An 18,518-nucleotide genomic window follows, 5' to 3' on the forward strand; every position below is an offset into this window, starting at 1 on the left:
AGGCACAGTTTATTTTACAGACTCATATTTCATGAAAAGAAAACCTTTTTTAGTAGTGCTTACAGGGGCGGGCATCAGTGCCGAAAGCGGCGTAAAAACTTTCCGCGATGCGGGTGGTTTGTGGGAAGGACACGATGTAATGGAGGTTGCTTCGCCGCAGGGCTGGCACAAAAATCCGAAATTAGTGCTTGACTTTTATAACCAACGCCGCCGTCAGTTGGCAACCGTGCAGCCCAATGCCGCCCATCATTTTCTCAAAGAAATGGAAAATTATTTTGAGGTGCAGGTTATTACACAAAATGTAGATGATTTGCACGAGCGCGCCGGCTCTTCCAAAATACTGCATCTGCACGGACAACTGACGCAGGTGCGCAGTACACACAATATCAACGACATTCGCGACATCGGCTACAAAGACCTCAACTGGGGCGATACCTGCGAAAAAGGCTATCAGTTGCGCCCGAATATTGTGTGGTTCGGCGAAATGGTACCCGCTATGGAGTCAGCCGCCCTCATCGCCGAAAACGCCGATATTATGCTCGTCATAGGCACTTCGTTGGTGGTGTATCCTGCCGCTTCGTTGTTGCACTACACACGCCCCAACATACCCAAATACCTCATCAATCCGAATACAGATGATTTCAGCCGCCTCAGAGGCATCACTATGATAGCAGAAGCTGCTACAACAGGTGTTGAGCAATTGCGCCCTTTGTTGATGCAGCACCTGAACGGCTGAAGTGTATAGTGCGGGAAAAGAATAATTGTATCTTTATCCTATTCTTACGGAGGTCATACTCAAAGAACCCGCCAATAATTTATCGTTGAACAAAGATAAAGTATCTCCTTTTTGTTGCAAACCCAATACATATAAAAGTGGCAAAAAATGGTCGGGCGAAGGAATTGCCAAATCAAAAGCCTTGCCTTGTCGGGTGTATTGTATCAATGGCGTATAGTCGCCGCCCAATAAGCTGTTGTTTATCAAAGTGCGTGCTTCTATCGCCCAGTCATAGCCGTAATTATCTTTATGAAAATTTTGAAAATCTACCAAACGCAGGTTGTGTATGATATTTCCGCTTCCGATAATCAAAACGCCTTTGTGACGCAAAATTTGCAGTTGTTTTGCCAGTTCATAATGATAGGCGGCATCTTTGGTATAATCAATGCTCAACTGTATAACGGGAATGTCGGCATTGGGATACAAATGTTTGATAACCGACCACGCCCCGTGGTCTAAGCCCCAGGCGGTATCTGCTTCTACTTTTGTTGTTGTTTGCAATAGCTGTCGGGTTTCTTCCGCTAAGGCAGGCGAGCCTTTCGCCGGATATTGCACTTCATACAGACTCTTAGGAAAACCGTAAAAATCGTAAATAGTACGCGGATTTTCCATCGCTGTTACTTTTGTGCCTTCGGTGAACCAATGTGCCGATATGCACAAAATAGCGCGCGGGTGCGGCAATGTGGCGGCTATTTTTTTGAAACCCTGTACAAATTCATTGTCTTCAATGGCATTCATTGGGCTGCCATGTCCCAAAAACAAAAGCGGCATTTTTTCGGTATTGCTCCAAGTGTTGCCGATACGCTCCAATTCACTCAATTCGTGTGTCAATAAAAAAGGACTAATTGCCATAAATTTTAAAAAATGGGTTCTTTTCATCTTCAACCTCATTTATACTTTATTTTATAAAAGGCGGAATGTATATTATATTCCCAAACAACATTTTTGAAAGAAAATAGTTTTTTTCATAAAAATTCCGAATTTTACTCGCCGTTTTATTTTTTTCATTCATTGAGCCGATCATTCGGTTTTATCGCTCAAATCGCATATTTTTCTGTTTTTTTAAAAAAAATAAATTATAACTTTTATCTATTATCCGCACTCTATATGCAGCCTGAATCCATCGCTATTTTACGGCAGCTATTACAAAAATGTCGTGTGCGCAATGCCGCCTTTATATTGTATCGTTTGCCACAGCAGATGTACAGCCGCCTCATCATCGGCACTGCCGAAATATGGGAGCAGCACCGCCGCGAAGCGTATCCCGAAGAGGGTTTTGTAATGGCGGCTTTTCAGGCGAGCACCACTTGTCCGAATGTTTTTGTGCGGGCAACAACGAGCCTGCCGCAAGCCGATGAAGCCGCTTATCTTGTAAATATAACAGTGCCTGAAGGTTCAGCCTGTCCACCCTCTTTTTTGAATAATGACCTGTATGCAGCAGCCACCGAAGATTTTGAACAATTGGTCAATGATTTTCAGGCGGCTTTTACACAAGGAACGGCACAAAAAGTAGTGGCTTCGCGCATTAAAAAAGTTGCCAAACCCGACACCTTTGATGAAATTGATTTTTTTGCCTGTATCTGTTCACAATATCCCACCGCTTTTGCGTATTGCGCTTATACCCCATTTACCGGAACATGGATAGGTGCAAGCCCCGAAACGTTAGTACATATTCAAGAAAAAACACTTGAAACAATGGCATTGGCAGGCACACAAAAATGGGACGGCAGCACCGCTTTGAACGATATACAATGGGGTGATAAAGAGCGCGAAGAACAGACTTTGGTGGGTGATTTTATCGAAGATATTTTTAGAGAAACGCACTGTGTTTTTGAAAAAAAATCTTTACAAACAAGCCGCGCCGGTACTTTATTGCATTTAAAAACGCAGTATTGTGCTACTTTGCCTGCCGCACTCAATTATTGGAAATTAATAGAAAAACTACACCCCACACCAGCAGTAGCAGGATTGCCGCAATCGGCAGCTTTGCAACTCATTCGCCGCCACGAAAAGTACGAAAGAATGTATTATTGCGGCTATATAGGTGAGGTCAAAAAAAACGAAGCGCATTTATTTGTTAATCTGCGCTGTATGCGTGTGTTGGATCAAGAACTGGCTCTTTTTGTAGGGGCAGGTATCACCGCCGGCAGCGATGCCCAAGCCGAATGGCGCGAAACCGAATGGAAAGCAGATACTTTGTTGAAGTATGTGTAACTGCGTTTTTGTTCGTAAAAAAAGTGCGGTAAAAATCAGTAAAGAGGAACTTGCAAAAAAGCCCCTCTTTGCCAATAAAAAAATTGTCATTTAATAAAAAATAATACTTCATTAACCTTTCGGGCGCAATTTGCGCACTTCGGCACCGGTTTGCCACAGTTCCGACTGACGTATTTCTTTGAGTTCCTCCTCCAAACGCTCGCGATAATCAGCTTTGCTGCCTTCGGCTATTACACGCGCCGCTTCTTTGCCGCTCGCCACACTGTCGTAGAGTTCTTCAAACAGCGGAGTGGTTGCCTCCCGAAATCTTCCTTTCCAGTCCAATGCGCCGCGCTGTGCCGTCACCGAAGTATTGGCATACATCCAATCCATACCATTTTCCGCTACCAAAGGCATCAGGCTTTGTGTGAGTTCTTCCACCGTTTCATTGAAAGCCTCCGAAGGCGAATGTCCTTTGGCACGCAGCACATTGTATTGCGCCTCAAACAAACCTGCCAGCGCACCCATCAAAATACCGCGCTCGCCCGTGAGGTCAGAATATACTTCTTTTCTAAAATCGGTTTCAAACAAATAGCCCGAACCAATACCAATGCCCAATGCCAGTACTTTTTCGCGGGCATTGCCACTGTAATCCTGATAAATGGCGTAGCTGGAATTTAAACCTTCGCCCTTTACAAAAAGACGGCGCAATGAAGTACCCGAACCTTTGGGTGCTACCAATACCACATCAATATCGGCAGGCGGCACAATGCCCGTTTGTTCGTTGAAAGTGATACCGAAACCGTGAGAAAAATAGAGTGTTTTTCCGGCGTTGAGCTGTTTTTTTACGGTTTCCCACGAAGCAATTTGTCCGGCATCGGAAAGCAGATATTGAATGATAGTAGCGCGGCGGCAGGCTTCTTCTACTTCAAAAAGTGTCTCACCTTCTACCCAGCCGTCAGCAAGTGCTTTTGCCCAGCTGTTGCCACCTTTGCGCTGCCCCACAATCACCCGAAAACCATTGTCGCGCAGGTTCATCGCTTGCCCGGGACCTTGCACACCATAACCGATAATGGCAATGCACTCATTTTGTAAGGTTGCCAATGCTTTTGACAACGGAAATTCTTCACGCGTAACGACATTTTCTAAAACGCCGCCAAAATTGATTTGTGCCATAATTTTATTTTATACTGATTGATGTTTTTTTTATGTAAAAAAAAGCAGCCAACAAATTATATTTTATCGGCTGCCTTCGCGGTTTTTTTGTGTTGGTGTGGAGCAAAAAAAGAAGAGTGTTTTTATTTCAAACCCAATTCTGCTTTTACCAAAGGCATTACATTGAGCGTAGTATCGGCATAGAGCAAAGCGGGAGCATCATAAATAAATATGTAGCCGTTTTTTTCGCCCACTCTTTTGATAGCTTTATTGGCTTTATCCAAAATCGGCGCATACAAACGCTCTTTTTCTTTCAAAAAATCGTTTTGCGAGTTGCCTTGCATTTGCTGCAATCGCTGCTCTATTTCGGCGAGTTCTTTCATTTTTGCCTCTTGCTGCACCGGAGTCATATCGCCGGCTTTTTCCTGTGCATCTTTCAGTTTATTCTGATAATCTAAAAAAGCCGTTTGCAAAGCTCCCTCGCTTTGGCGGGCGAAGGTTTCGAGTTTTTTGTCGGCGGCTTTTACGTCGGGCATCAGCGACAACAATTCCATAGAGTTGATATAGCCGTATTTGACACCGGCAGGCGGTGGCACAGAGGCAGCGGTCGTCTCCGAAGTGGAAGCAGGCGTTGTTTCTGCAACTGTGCTTTCGGCAGCAGGTTCGATAGTATGAGTACTGTCGGCAACAGTGGTATCAGTGTCGCTTTTTGTATCTTTTTGTTTGCAGGCAACAGTGGCAAGCATCATACAGCACAGCAACAATAGCCCGTTTTTAGAAAAAAATGTTTGCATTGAAAAAATTGATAAAATTTCGGCAAAGATACGCTAAATTGGATATTGACAAGGTGAAACTTTGTATAAAAAACAAAATAGAGTCTGTTTTTATATAAAAAAACAAGACTCTATTTAACTCGTTGATAAATGTACAAAACGAGTAAGAAAGAAGAAGTAGGTTTTGAAGAAAACTAACTGAGCCTTTAAATGTCCCGTTATGAGTTCTGCTTCAAAATTAGCTTCAACTTTGCTTGTAACAAAATACATTTTTTTTAAATTAAAATATATAATAACATATAAAATAACATCATTAACAAGCATTACTTGTTGATAATCAATACATTATAATCAATAATTAATTACAAAATATTTGTTTTTTCATTGTATTTTTTGCAAAAAAACTGAACACAAGCGCGTAAATTAAACTGTGCTAAAGTCAAATTTTGATATTGATAATCAGAAAGTTAAAAAAATTGACACTGTTTATTTTACAGACTGGTGCCTGCCTGCATCGTCCTCCCTTCAACCCTCGCCGTCCTCCCTTTGACCTGCAATTTGCTCCCTTTGACCCTCGGCATTGTGGGTGCAGACCTGCAATTTGCTCCCCTCTACCTCCAACGTCCTCCCTTTGACCTGCAATTTGCTCCCTTTGACCCTCGGCATTGTGGGTGCATACCTGCAATTTGCTCCCCTCTACCTCCAACGTCCTCCCTCTGACCTGCAATTTCCTCCTCCTTACCCTCGGCATTGGGGGTGCAGACCTGCAATTTGCTCCCCTCTACCTCCAACGTCCTCCCTCTGACCTGCAATTTGCTCCCTTTGACCCTCGGCATTGTGGGTGCATACCTGCAATTTGCTCCTATCTACCTCCAACGTCCTCCCTTTGACCTGCAAATTGCTCCCTCTGACCCTCGCCGTTGGGGGTGCGTACCTGCAATTTGCTCCTATCTACCTGCAAATTGCTCCCTTTTTAATTTTCAATTTTTAAAATTAATTCCCGACTCACACAATACAATGCAGTTAATCACGTTTATACTTTTGCAACCGAATTGGTTGCCTTGTAACCACTTCTTAAAATTTTTATTTGTTGTATGGCACAACATAATCAGATTTCGGCTTCGCTGAATGCTGCCGACCTGACGGAACTGCTCAAAGCCGTAGCAGTTATCAAAGAAAAACTGCCCTTCTTGGTGAACCTCACCCCCGAAGAGCGACAGTCTTATGCGCGTATGGGCGATAAATCGCTGGCTTTTGTTGAAAAATCTTTGGACTATGCCAAAGAAAATCCGCAATTGCTGCCGCCTTTTTTGAACGTGACGGAGTTTGAAAAAGACATGCTCCTCGTAAATGATTTGCGGCGTTTGCTGCGCCCGCTCACGGCAATTGTGGAAAGTATAGACGATACCGTGATGCTGGCGGGCAGCGAAAGCTATTCGGCGGCTCTGATTTTTTATCAGGCGGTGAAGATGGCGAAAATGATGAACATCGCAGGTACAGACAGCATTTACGAAGATTTGGCGAAGCGTTTTTCGGGTAGAGGTCTCAACGAAGAGGCTCCCGCACCGCCGCCAACCGAAGAGCCGGAGGTATAGGCTTTATGTTGAACTACCGACATCTCAAAGGTGTCGGTAGTTTTTTTGTTGTATAATACTATATTATTTATAATAGTAAGTACAGGAAAAATTATAAATTTGGGCTTTGAAAAAAGCAGATACTTCTAAAATGACTTTCACAGAAGCAAAACACGAGTTTGACACTAAATACGGAACGGCAACAGAATATGACTGTTTCCTAACCGAACATTTGACATTTGGACGTAAGACCAACTTCAAAAAGAAGAACGGAACAAAAAACGAGCAATATTACAAGTGGCAGTTTTTATATGCTATCATTCAATCAGGACTTTTTACAAAAGACTACATTGGTACAGAAGTACACTTTCCAAAAGGGAACAAATCTTCTGCACCATTAAAATTGGACGGAGCAATCTTTGATGACATTACTTGGTTTGATAAGTATAAAGATTACCACGAAAACGGAAATAATGAAAGTTTGGAATGGTTACGAGAACATTTAATAGTTTCGTTAGAGTTCAAAAAAGAAGACAACAAAAATGTTGCTGATGTTTGGGACAAACAACTCAAAGCATATCTAAACGAAAGTAGAAGACCGTTTTGTTTAGCTGTTTTATATGATACAGAAAGACTTTATTTATTCCGTAAACACAACAATAAATTTTTACGTTATAGCGAAGAATTTAACACAAAAGGTGAAGAAAGTAAAAGCAAAGAATTGGCTTTACATTTGCCCGACCCATACATAAATATTCCAAGTTTTGATGATGTTTTAGAATGGACAGAAGCCAAAACTATTGACCGTTCCAAACGTGGAATAAAGGAATTAGATATTATTTCAGGAGTTCATTCAACGCAAATTAATGATGCAATGAGTAGCATTTTGCGAACAATGGACAAAGTGGGAATGGTAAACCAAAAGGGATTTGAGATTTTAATTCAAATTCTTTCTTTAAAAATCTATGATGAAAAAAGAAACGAAAAAACGGCAAGCCGTTTTCTCGATTTTTACATTACAGATGAAGAAAGAAATTTTAAATCTCTTGCAGACAAACCATTACAAGAATTTATCAAAAGAAATAACGATTTAAGAGACGAAGCGTCAGGAACATATTATCGTATTTTAAAGGACAATCCCTTAAACTCAAAAAATGAAAATCATATAAAAGTCCTTATTGAAGTTGTGTATCAATTTCAAGATTACTCATTTGTGCGTTCCCACAAAACCGACCTTTACCAATTAGTATTTTACAAGTTTGCAACACCATTTTCTAAAGATGCAAATGCACAATTTGTAACGCCTTTGCCTTTAATTGATTTTTTAGTAAGCATTGTAAACCCGAGAAATGGCGAAACAGTAATTGATCCAACTGTAGGTATTGCTGACTTCCTTTCTGTTTCTTATGTAAACTCAAATAGCAAGTTAGACGACAACAATATTTTCGGAATGCCGAAGGCAAAAAGAAAAAAGCCGAAAAACAAGCCAGCAAAATAGATTTAGGAATTGTTTTTCTTGAAAATGCGTACCGCATTTTGAAAGAAAACGGAAGAATGGGAATTGTAATTTCTAATTCTATTGCAAGTATTGACAGCCACAAAATTGCAAGAAAATGGCTGATGGATAAAATGCGTATTGTTGCCATTTTTGACTTGCCAGCCAATGTATTTGCTGAAACAGGCGTAAATACTTCAATCATTGTTGCATACAAACCCAACGAAAAAGAACTAACAAAATTAAAAGCACAGAATTATGAAGTGTATTTTAAAGGTATTGAAAGAGTTGGTTACGAAGTAAAAACAAGTAAGAGAGTAAAATTCTTCTCACCAAATTATAAAATTAATTACGAAAACTTTGAGATAGAAATTGACAACGAAGGTCGTGCTTTGCTTGATGAAGAATTTACAGAAACTATTTCTGATTTTAAGAAATGGTGTTTGAATCAAGAAAAATCATTACAGGACATTTTTATAAAAATAAAGTAATTATGAGCAACGCATATATAAAAATACCTAATTCAATTTCTTTCAATTCCATTGTTGAAAAGGACTATACTTTGTCTTCTTCTCAATATATGGACTTGATAATGCCAAACGAAAATTTCCTATTTGTAAAAGACTTTCTAAAAAGAGATTTACAAAGAAAAGATTTAGGCGTAGAAGTTGGTTCTCTTAATTATATCGGACAATCAACCCATTATTTTGTAAGAACAAAAGCATTACAAGCTCATTCGTTTTTACCTGAAATTACAAGCGAAACTGCTTTACCAATTATGCCAAATTCGTTTGTAAAAATGAATTTAAAACAAGGCGATTTGCTAATTTCAAAAGATAGTAATATTGGCGAAGTAGTAATTTTAGATAAAGATTATCCAAATTTTATGCTTTCAGGTGCAATTTACAAATTGCCAGTAACAGAAAAGAAATATTATTTATTAGCATTCATAAAGCACAATATTTTTAGAGAACAATTGGATTTTATGGTTCCCAAAGGTGCAACCATTCGCCACGCTAAAACTATGTTTTTGGACTGCAAAATCCCAATGCCAAATAGTGATGCAGAAAATGTAATAAACTTTGTTGAACTATTAACACAAGCCATAATCAACAAAGAAAAATTAATAAAAGAACGTCACGAAGCCATTTTAAAAGCAATAGAAACCGAACTTTTGGAAAATCAAAAACCAAACAAGTTTAGTTTTGCGTTGCCGAGAATTAATGAATTAGAAGAAGTTGGCAGATTAGATACAAATCTTTACAGAGAACATTTTAAAAATGTTGTTTTTGAAATACAAAACTATAAAAATGGTTTTCAAACTATTTCCGATTTAGGTTTTTCACTTTCTCGTGGACAAAATTTACAAGTTTCAAACATTGGTGAAAGTGTATATTCCAAAAAACAATATTCTAATTTCTATACTTTAATGTTACCAAAGTTCCTTTCAAAATATGGAACAGTTGATAAAATTGAATATTTAGGCAATCAAAATGACTTAAAAACATTGCAAAAAGGCGACTTGATTTTTGGAGCAGAAGGTTTTGAAAAAGGTCGTTCCATTGTAATAATTGAAGAACAAAGCAGAGTAATTACAAATATTCACGGTATTACAATTCAACAAAAAGAACACGATGTAAACAAAGCAATATTTGTAAAATGTTGTTTAGACTATTTGCGTAACAAAGGACTAATTGACCTTTATGCAGTTGGTGGAAACGGTGGTAGTTTAGCACAGAAATATTGGGAAATTATACCCTTTCCAAAATTTGACAAAACTAAACAAGACGAAATTGCAAGACTTTATCATAATGTAGAAATTGACTACAAAGCAGACACTTTTATATTGGCTAACTTTTTAGACAAAGACAACGAATATAACCAACAAGCAGGAATTTATGAACTTGACAAAACAGCCAAACAACTCAAAGAAATCCTAAACCAAACCATTGACGACATAGTAAATGACAGAGAAGTAATTATAAATTTTATAATTTAAGGATAGCAACTTATTTTTCGTCTTCCTGCAATTTGCTCCTATCTACCTGCAACGCCCTCGCTCTGACCTGCAATTTGCTCCTATACACCACATCATAATTTGGCTGTGTAACATTAGTTTGTTATCTTGTAGTATTGGGAAAATACGAATAGTATCAACGAAAATCATTTTCCAACTTTTAATCCGTTTTTTCCGGCTGCAACAACACACAGATGTTTTAAAAAAAATTAAGCAGTTGCTATTGCCAAAGTACATACGCTGATGCGCAGTTGGGGGTATTTGCTTTGCAGGGCGGCGGCGCAGGCTTCGAGCGTAGAGCCGGTGGTGAGCACATCGTCCACGAGTATGATGTGTTTGAAGTTGTTTTGTGTTTGCTGTGCAGTAAATACTTCGCCCACATTTTGCCAGCGTTCTATTTTGTCTTTGTGGGTTTGGGTATTGGTAAAAAAAGCGCGTTGCAAAAAGGCAGTATCTACAGGAATATGCAGCACCTGCGCTATGCCTTCGGCGAGGATTTGTGCCTGATTGTAGCCGCGCCGCCTCAACTTGGCAGGGTGCAGCGGCACGGGCAGCAGGGCATCGGCGGCGGCAAACGCGGGATACGGAGCAATACTTTTTCCGAGAGCCGCCCCCAATTGCAAACCAATGTCGGCAACACCGCCATATTTGAGCTGATGCACTAAATGTTGTACTTTAGAGCCTTTGGCGAAGTAGTAATAAGCGGCGGCGGCTTGCAAATAGTGAATACGCCCCGCCAAAAGCCGAAACATCGGATTGTCGGCGGCGTGCTGCTCAAATTCGGTACGCGGCAATCCGTAGCGGCAGTGGAGACACAGCAAATCTTCTTCGCCTTGCAAGCGCGTGGAGCAGGCGGCACACACACGCGGGTATGCCCACGACAGCATATCTTCAAGCAAATGATGCGCAATCAATTTCATTGTACAAATATACTGAAAATTGCGTAAAGACTGATTTTAATCAAGCACGCTGTCTGTTATTTTTTTTAACACCGATTTAAGAAAAATTGAACAGATTTTTTACGGATAAAAAAATCAATTCAATGCGTTTTTTATTGGTATTTTGCTTTTATTGATTAATGCCCTAAAAACAATATGCCCACTTTATTGCCAAAAATCGTTGTCGGTCACTGCGTCATCATTATCATTGTATTCACCTTCCTCTTCTTCGTGAAATAAAAAAGGAGAAAATACAACATTCATCGTTTCGGGAGTCAGCATAAAAATACAGGCGTAGTAGCGGGCATCTTTATATAAAGTTCTGAATTCCTCTACCTTGTCGGCTTGGATAATGCCGCGTCCCACCAATTCTTCCAGCATAGAAGCGTTGAACGACCAGTAAGTGCCTGATTTTTCCGCCAGCACCACCGCCCGCCCCAATGAAATGGCTCGCTCGCGGTGCGCAATGAACAAAGGAAATTCCGAAATTTCATTGTCTAATATTGCTTCTGCAATTTCTTTCAGATATTCGCCCACTTTTTTGAGGTCGGAGCGCAAACTCAGCAGGCTCTGCTCTTGATTCATATACAATAAAAAAATGTGTGGTATCTTTTTGTCTAAAAACTCCACGCCACATTGAGCGCGGGCAAAATGGGCAATTGGTATATTTTTTCTAAAGTAAGGCGATTGACATAAAAAATATTGTCGCGGTTGTAGGTATTGGTGAGGCTGAAAGTAGCCTCTAATATAGAACGCTCGCTCAAATTGAAGCGTTTTTTCAGTGCCAAATCTAAGCGGTGATAGTAGGGCAAGCGTCCGGCGTTGAGTTTGTCTTCGTAAATAATGCCCACGTTGCCGTTTTGCGAAATATAATCGGTGCTGATACCGTCCGAAAAATCCACCTCTTCATAAAAGCCCTGCGTTTTGGTAAACGGAAAACCACTACCCAAATTCCAACGCGCGCTCAGTTCCCAGTCTTTGCGCCGTCCCATTGTGTAGGAACTCACTACGTTGGCATTGTGGCGGCGGTCGAAGTGCGGATAATAATTCAGGTCGCCGTCTTGCCGCTTGATGTAACCCAAAGAATAAGTGAGCCACAAATACCAGCGGTTTTTTTCAAATTTACCCAAAAAATCAATACCATAGGCATTGCCTGTTTCTACAATAAAGTCGGGGTCGGAATTGAATAATTTGGCGCGGTTGATATTGACCAATTGTGTAAAATCCTTGTAGTAGGGTTCAATGTTGAGTTCAAAATACTTATTTACATCAATTTCTACGCCGCCGATATAATGAAAAGCAGTTTGCAGGCTGGAAGAAGCATCGTTGCCGTTGCGGTCGGTGATACCTTCTTCGGGAGCCGATAAAAATCCGGTGAAGAGGTTCACTACATCGCGGTCGGATTTGGTGCTGATGAAATTTTGTGTGTAGCGTCCGGCAGCAAATTTAAAACGCAATCTCTCCGAAGCGTTGTATTTCAAGCCCAGGCGCGGCTCTATTTGTCCGTTGGTCAAAGAGGCATAATAGGTGAAGCGCACACTCGGCTCTATAATCCAGCGTCCGGCGGTGGTGCGATACACGAAAAACGCACCTATTTCGGTGGTGTTCTGATTTTGTTCGTTTTTGATACCCAAACTGTTGTAAAAATAATATTCCGTACTGAAACCACTCAAATCAAAGCCATATTGCAACATTCCTTTGGGCAAAAAATATTTGTTGTCCAATTTAAAATCAAAACCGCCGATGCTGCTGTTGCGCGGTTTATCGGATCCTTCTTCCTGTAACTCAATGTTGTATTTGGAATATGCCAGTTTGCCGCCAATGATGGTTTTAGTTTGTCCGGGAACAATCACAAAATTGCCGCCTGCGCCATAGGAGTTCCAGTTGAAAAATGCAGAGTTGTTGTAATCAACGGCATCATTAAAATTAAAACCAAACAAACTCACTTTGCTGCCGTTGTCGGCACTTACGGTAATTTTGGCAAATATATCATCAAAACGATACGGCAAACTCGTAATTTGTGCGTTTTGCTTTTCATTTACATAAGGGTACAGTTTGGGAGAGGTTTTGTCCAAATACGAATTTTTGTAAGATAATATATAGGTGATGGCAGAGCCGCCGTCTTTGGCACGCATCAGAGGACCCTCCAATTGTGCTTTTGCCAAAAAAGGACCTACGCTCACTTTACCGCGATGCTCTTTTTTGTTGCCGTCTTTGCTCACCACATCTACCACCGCACTCACACGCCCGCCGTAGTAGGCATTGAAACCACCCGTATAAACTTCTACATTGCGGATAATATCTGTATCAAAAACAGAAAACAAACCGATGGAATGAAAAGGATTATACACCGTAAGTCCGTCCAGCAGCACCCGCGTCTGAATGGGTGCGCCGCCGCGAATATACAACTGACCGCCCTGGTCGCCGGTAAAAGTAACGCCGGGTAATACTTGGAGGTATTGCGCCAAATCGGGTTCGCCGCCGATGGCAGGAATACGGTTGATTTGTTTCGGGGTAATTTTTACCATAGAAGTACGCACTTCGGTACGCGCTTCTTCGCGTTTGGAGGAAATTTCCACCGAGCCGAGTTCCACCGACTTTTTTTGCAACTGCAATTTTTGATTCACCATTTGTCCAGCTTCTACCTGAATAGCGATGCGGGTGGTGTCGTAGCCCACCGAGCTGCTCAACAAGTTGTACGCTCCCACCGGAACTTTATTGATGGAGTAAAAACCATTGACATCGGTGCTGCCGCCAAAAGCAGTACCTTCCAGCAATACGGGCGTAAACATCATCGGTTCACCGCTTTCGGCATCGTACACAAAGCCTCGCACATCACCGTATTTCTGTGCCATCAAACCGAGGCTACCTATCAAAAAGGCTAAAAAATAGTTTAAAAATCTCATCGCAAAAAAATTGTATGGGCAAAGTTATAAGTTTCGGTCAATTTAGCCGCCTTATTTTGTCATGCCTTTGTTAAATTTTCAATACTTTGTAAAATTTGCACGCTGTATGGCTGCATCTATAAGTATTTTAAAACTTTTTTACAGCCAAATAAAAAATAATACATAAAAAATTAAGTTATTGATTAATTTATCATCATAAAAACATAGTTTTTGCTAAAAACAATTTATTGTGGAATGAAGTGTAATTATCAGATATTTTTTGATACAGATTGCGTGTATTTGTGTTATTTTTGCGGTTATATACGGCGTATATGAAATATTTGGCTACAATTTTCGCTCAATCAAAATTAATAACACAATTATTTATCTATTTATAAATGGCGACAAAAACAAAATTAATTTTACAATACATTTTTGGAATTCTTCTTTTATTTTGCTCGCTCATAATGCTTGCCGAAGGAAATAAAGGAATTATTGGCTCTTTATTTATGATTATTATTGGGCTAATTTGCATTCCAAAAACGAGACAATTAATAGAGCAGAAGTTTAATTTTCGATTCAGTAAACCTATTAAATATATTGCAATAATATTTGGTTGGTTTTCTATTAGTATTCTTTTAAAGCCTACTACTTCTTCTGAAAATTCTATAAATACCCTTGTTCTTTCTTCATCGGAAGAAAATGTAACAACTGTTTCAAAAGATACAATCATAACAAGTAGTGTTTCAGAAAATAGAAATCAAGAAATTGTCAAAAAATCAGAAAAAACTCAAAGTTATTTACCAAAACAGAAATCAAATAAGAAAACAGAATATATATATAACGAAAATTTCCCAATAGAATCTCAAGATAAAACCATAACAAGTAGTAGGTCAGAAAATAGAAATCAAGAAATTGTCAAAAAATTAGAAAAAACTCAAAGTTAGGTAGTGATTTAAAATGTATGCTGAATATTAAGAGGGGTACGGAACTTGTTTCTAAGAAAGATATAAGTTTTAATGATACCGTAGTGCATATCATCTTTCTTAGAAAAACAAACGGTTTGGCGACAGAGCCTTTTTAAATGTGTTCTGAAATCTCGGTTTCGCCTTTCAATATGGGTAGTTTTAGCCTTTGCGATAATATGCTTTTGAGGAGCAATGTACTTTTTATAAGACTTCCAATCATCGGTTCGGTAGGAATCAATTTGTAAATGAGCGAGTTTTCTCATCAGAGCTTTGCAAGCCGAATTATTGCGTTTTCCGATGTAAAAAGCTAAAATTTGACCAGAATCTGCGTCATAAGCATACCAAAGCCAGCGTTTGCCTTGTTTGCGATGTTTGACAAAAGTCCACATTTCATCAATTTGGACCTTCTTAAAATGTCCTTGAACAATAGGCTCTTGTATTTGTCTGAACCACTTGCGCAAGATCAATAAGATGCCCGCGATGCTTATTCCACAGACCCTTTGAATATCTCTGATACCACTGCCATTGAAGGTCATACAGCGAACCTGCCGTTTAATACGAGGATCTGCTCCTTTGTATTTGTAGGCAAATTGAAATTGTTTTTTGCACTTATAACAATAGAAATTTTGAGTACCATTGGCTTTTTTGCCATTTTTTTTTACATTTGTATCCTCACAATGAGGGCAAACCACTTGAACCAGTATTTCAGACATACTAATTTAAGTTGGTTTTGCCCTTTTGGGTTGTCAATATGACAACTTTTTGCAAAAATCACCAGCATACATTCTTAATCAGTACCAAAACAGAATATAAGTATAATAAAACCCCTTCAAGAAAACCAAAAAAAACAAAAAACAAAAACAATGGATATGGTAATAGCTATACTTCAGGAACAAGTGGTTATATAACAGGCCCGAGAGGAGGTTGTTATTATATTAATTCGAATGGCAATAAAGTATATGTTGACCATAGTTATTGCCATTAAATAAACAATTGTGGAGTACTTTAAATTTTATTTATTCTGTAAAAATCTAAAAATAGAAACAGATTCAATCTAAAAACAAATTATAAACTATCACAAATCAAAATATTTTCTGTGCTATTTTCTTTTCAACCCCACCGTTCCCGCAAGGGCAAAAAGGGCTGCTCCAAAAAACGGTACGATACCGCCGCCGTTGCCAGCGACAACAAGAGCGTAACAACGATAAAAATGCTCACATGCAGCGTATTGTCCAACAAAATCTGATGGCGGATACAATACTGAAAAGCGAGGTGTATAAAAAGAATATGAAACACATACAAGCCATAGCTGATGCTGCCTAAATAATGTAAAAGGCGACTTTTGATGCGCAAAGGCGTGGTGTGCGGAATGAATAAACCAAGGCACAGCGCGAAAAAAAGCCCGATACACGAAGGACGCACGATATAAAAATTGTAGCGCGTGGTATTGGGCAACACATCATTTTGAAAAATTATCAGCAGCAGCAATGCCGCTATAATTGCCCACTGCCCGCGTAGCGTCAGAGCTTGTATGCGCCGAAAAAGACCTTCGTAGTTCGTAACTACGATATACGCCAACAGTCCGCCGGCGGCAAAATAATCTATGTTCGTGAATAAGTCGTTTTGGGTAATGTTGGTGTTGTGCCAAAAAAAAGGCTCGGCGTAGCGGGCTGCCCACGCCAAAGGGAAGCACGCTACAAAAAAATACAACAAATAGCGCAGTGGCAACAGCGACATCAGCAACACCCACACGATATAAAAATGCTCCTCAATACACAAAGACCAGAATACCGAAAGCGGCGTTGTTTTGGGAAAATTATCTTCGGCGAGCATTTTATAGTTTTCGGTGAAAGTAAAAGAAAAACGCCCGTCTGCCTCGTAGCCGCCGCCAATCATGTGCAAGCCGTAGTAGGCTTTCCATTCGTAGGGTAGCAAATACACCAACACAAGCACCGCATAAAACAAAGGAAATATCCTGAAAGCACGCCGCAGCAGAAATTTTTTTACCGAAATATTGGCTTGACGCTGCTTTTCAAACAACAACAAATATGAAATCAAAAAGCCACTCAGCACAAAAAAGAAAGAAACACCGATGCCGCCGCCTTTTTTGAGATAAGAAAACACCGGAAAACTGCCTTGCAGGGGCACATGCAAAAAATATACTTTCAGAAAAGCAAAAAAACGCAGGGCATCAAAAGAATGAAAATGCAGTTTTTTCATAGGCGGTGTTGCGTTTTTGTTTGTTTTTTAGCATCACACAAAAATATTTTCTTTTATTAATCTTTTATCATCAAGGGCTGAATTTTTATTTTTTTCTGAAATTTGCCCCTGATTTTCAATGTACCATTTTATATTTACCCTTATTCATCATTTCATTTATCTATTTTGGCAGAAGAATTAAATTTTCAATCGCGGCGTTATCTATATCTTATCAAAGAGTCGGTGGGCGTGAGTATGCGGGTGCTGCTACTGCTGCTGCTCATTGAAACCGCCTACCTCGCTTATTTGTTGAGCGAAGAAATTTATATTATGTTCATCGCTCCGGCGGCGGCTATTGTGTTGTGGTGGTTTTCAACGTGGGTGTATGGCATTTATAAAATCGGCATCACCAACAATCTGGAACAACGCCTCACCGCTATCAATAATGGCAATGTGCGGCGCGTATATTATGTATTTGTGAAAAAAATAGACCGCGCCGGCGAAGTAGAACAAAAAATTCACGACCACTTCGATGCTCAACGCCGCAATGGGGAATGGTTTGTTTTATGGTTTTGGGAGGTGGCGTGGTTGTGGTTGCGCTATTTCAGAGTATGGAAACATCAAAAATAGAGGGTAGCCTGTGGCAACTGATTGCACCCGACACGCTGCGGCGCGGGCGCAAAAGTATTTCGCTCGGTGCTACGATGGCGCAAACGGAGGCTTTTTTCGGAGCAAAAACGAGGAGCGATGCTGCTGCGCCGCAATCCGCCCTACTTTCTTTTGAGCAAGGACTGATTGAGTGCTTTTTTCATCGGCAATCGCAACGGTTGATAGCGATGCGCTTGTGTGCGCCTTTGCCTTTGCGAGCGGTAGGGTGGCAGGTTTTTAAGCAACAAACACAGCGTGTGAAAACGCATTTACGGGAAGTTTGGGGCAATATACAATATGTAGAAACAGAAGGAGAAAAAAAATGTACGGCTATTGTGCTCGGCAGCCCGACATATCAGGAGCAACAACGCCTCCAACGCCGACAATGGCTGCACGATACCCCCGAAAACCGCTTGGCGGCTGCACTCGCCACGCCTTTGGAAACAACACATTTAAACCTCAATTATGGCGCACTCAATACCCTGCCCACCGCTTTGGCTCAATGTGTGTATTTGCGCTCACTCCACCTCAGCGGCAACGCAATTGATTATCTGCCACCCGTTTTTCAGCAGCTTCAAAAATTGGAAACTTTACATATCAGCCGCAACCCTTTGCACGAAATTCCTCTGTGGATAAAAGAATTGCCGCAATTAAAGGAATTACATATAGATTTTATAACGCCAAATGACCTTCAAAAGTCTTTTGAGTTGCTGCAAAAAATGCCTACTTTGCAATATCTGTCGTGGCGGGGGCTGCCGTATCGGTTTTTTCCGTTTTTTTTGTTGGGGTTGCCGCATTTGAAAAAATTAGACATCGGCGCATCGCCTGCGGAGCAATACGCCGAAGACCTGAAATGTTTGTTGCCACAAACAGAGATTTTGGTATAATACAAAGCATA

General features: G+C 40.3%; 16 protein-coding genes and 1 pseudogene. 8 read left to right on the forward strand and 9 right to left on the reverse strand.

What is annotated here, in order from left to right; genetic code table 11:
- Positions 1-31 precede the first annotated feature (31 nt).
- Positions 32-736 carry an NAD-dependent deacylase gene (locus IPL35_00725; protein ID MBK8442012.1) on the forward strand — a complete coding sequence of 235 codons (705 nt, stop codon included), beginning with the start codon at positions 32-34 and terminating at the stop codon, positions 734-736.
- Between the two features lie 33 nt (positions 737-769).
- Here the strand turns inward: IPL35_00725 and ygiD are convergent, their stop codons facing one another.
- Positions 770-1,654 carry a 4,5-DOPA dioxygenase extradiol gene (gene ygiD / locus IPL35_00730; GenBank protein MBK8442013.1) on the reverse strand — a complete coding sequence of 295 codons (885 nt, stop codon included), beginning with the start codon at positions 1,652-1,654 and terminating at the stop codon, positions 770-772.
- A 228-nt stretch (positions 1,655-1,882) separates the two neighbouring features.
- Between ygiD and IPL35_00735 the strand changes: the two genes are divergently transcribed.
- On the forward strand, positions 1,883-2,989 hold the full coding sequence (locus tag IPL35_00735; GenBank protein ID MBK8442014.1) for an isochorismate synthase: 1,107 nt from the start codon (positions 1,883-1,885) through the stop codon (positions 2,987-2,989).
- A gap of 111 nt (positions 2,990-3,100) precedes the next feature.
- Here IPL35_00735 and ilvC read toward each other — a convergent pair whose 3' ends face one another.
- The 3 genes from ilvC to IPL35_00750 form a co-directional block, all read right to left on the reverse strand.
- A complete protein-coding gene (gene ilvC, locus IPL35_00740) occupies positions 3,101-4,144 on the reverse strand; it encodes a ketol-acid reductoisomerase (protein MBK8442015.1) in 1,044 nt (347 codons plus the stop codon).
- 122 nt (positions 4,145-4,266) lie between these two features.
- Complete coding sequence (locus tag IPL35_00745; protein ID MBK8442016.1) at positions 4,267-4,917, reverse strand: OmpH family outer membrane protein; 651 nt, start codon at positions 4,915-4,917, stop codon at positions 4,267-4,269.
- A gap of 504 nt (positions 4,918-5,421) precedes the next feature.
- Positions 5,422-5,562 carry a hypothetical protein gene (locus IPL35_00750; GenBank protein ID MBK8442017.1) on the reverse strand — a complete coding sequence of 47 codons (141 nt, stop codon included), beginning with the start codon at positions 5,560-5,562 and terminating at the stop codon, positions 5,422-5,424.
- Positions 5,563-5,990: 428 nt separating this feature from the next.
- Between IPL35_00750 and IPL35_00755 the strand changes: the two genes are divergently transcribed.
- From IPL35_00755 to IPL35_00765, 3 genes and pseudogenes are all read left to right on the forward strand, one after another.
- Positions 5,991-6,491, forward strand: a complete 501-nt coding sequence (locus tag IPL35_00755; GenBank protein ID MBK8442018.1) for a hypothetical protein — start codon at positions 5,991-5,993, stop codon at positions 6,489-6,491.
- Between the two features lie 130 nt (positions 6,492-6,621).
- Positions 6,622-8,456: pseudogene (locus IPL35_00760) on the forward strand (N-6 DNA methylase).
- Positions 8,402-9,964 (forward strand): restriction endonuclease subunit S, encoded by a 1,563-nt coding sequence (locus IPL35_00765; protein ID MBK8442019.1) that lies wholly within the window; start codon positions 8,402-8,404, stop codon positions 9,962-9,964. The pseudogene IPL35_00760 and the gene IPL35_00765 overlap by 55 nt, the downstream one beginning before the upstream one ends.
- 227 nt (positions 9,965-10,191) lie before the next feature.
- Here IPL35_00765 and IPL35_00770 read toward each other — a convergent pair whose 3' ends face one another.
- The 3 genes from IPL35_00770 to IPL35_00780 all read right to left on the reverse strand — a co-directional run bounded on the left by IPL35_00770 (position 10,192) and on the right by IPL35_00780 (position 13,796).
- The gene (locus IPL35_00770; GenBank protein ID MBK8442020.1) at positions 10,192-10,902 is read right to left on the reverse strand and encodes a ComF family protein; all 711 of its coding nucleotides are present in this window, start codon (positions 10,900-10,902) and stop codon (positions 10,192-10,194) included.
- Between the two features lie 183 nt (positions 10,903-11,085).
- A complete protein-coding gene (locus IPL35_00775) occupies positions 11,086-11,505 on the reverse strand; it encodes a hypothetical protein (GenBank protein MBK8442021.1) in 420 nt (139 codons plus the stop codon).
- Positions 11,506-11,537: 32 nt separating this feature from the next.
- Positions 11,538-13,796: a TonB-dependent receptor gene (locus tag IPL35_00780; GenBank protein ID MBK8442022.1), complete on the reverse strand. Its 2,259-nt coding sequence runs from the start codon at positions 13,794-13,796 to the stop codon at positions 11,538-11,540.
- Positions 13,797-14,272: 476 nt separating this feature from the next.
- Here IPL35_00780 and IPL35_00785 point away from each other — a divergent pair, with 476 nt between their 5' ends.
- Positions 14,273-14,752 carry a hypothetical protein gene (locus IPL35_00785; protein MBK8442023.1) on the forward strand — a complete coding sequence of 160 codons (480 nt, stop codon included), beginning with the start codon at positions 14,273-14,275 and terminating at the stop codon, positions 14,750-14,752.
- Between the two features lie 8 nt (positions 14,753-14,760).
- Here IPL35_00785 and IPL35_00790 read toward each other — a convergent pair whose 3' ends face one another.
- Together IPL35_00790 and IPL35_00795 are read right to left on the reverse strand one after the other, a co-directional pair.
- A complete protein-coding gene (locus IPL35_00790) occupies positions 14,761-15,486 on the reverse strand; it encodes an IS1 family transposase (GenBank protein ID MBK8442024.1) in 726 nt (241 codons plus the stop codon).
- Positions 15,487-15,883: 397 nt separating this feature from the next.
- Entirely contained in the window at positions 15,884-16,993 is a 1,110-nt protein-coding gene (locus IPL35_00795; GenBank protein MBK8442025.1) for an acyltransferase, read from the reverse strand.
- Positions 16,994-17,158: 165 nt separating this feature from the next.
- On the opposite strand from IPL35_00795, the gene IPL35_00800 reads away from it, so the two are divergent.
- On the forward strand, positions 17,159-17,602 hold the full coding sequence (locus IPL35_00800) for a GIY-YIG nuclease family protein (protein ID MBK8442026.1): 444 nt from the start codon (positions 17,159-17,161) through the stop codon (positions 17,600-17,602).
- The gene (locus IPL35_00805; protein MBK8442027.1) at positions 17,584-18,507 is read left to right on the forward strand and encodes a leucine-rich repeat domain-containing protein; all 924 of its coding nucleotides are present in this window, start codon (positions 17,584-17,586) and stop codon (positions 18,505-18,507) included. Before IPL35_00800 ends, IPL35_00805 begins: the two co-directional genes overlap by 19 nt.
- The last annotated feature ends 11 nt before the right edge of the window (positions 18,508-18,518 follow it).

This window comes from Sphingobacteriales bacterium (assembly GCA_016711285.1).
GTDB lineage: Bacteria > Bacteroidota > Bacteroidia > Chitinophagales > UBA2359 > JADJTG01.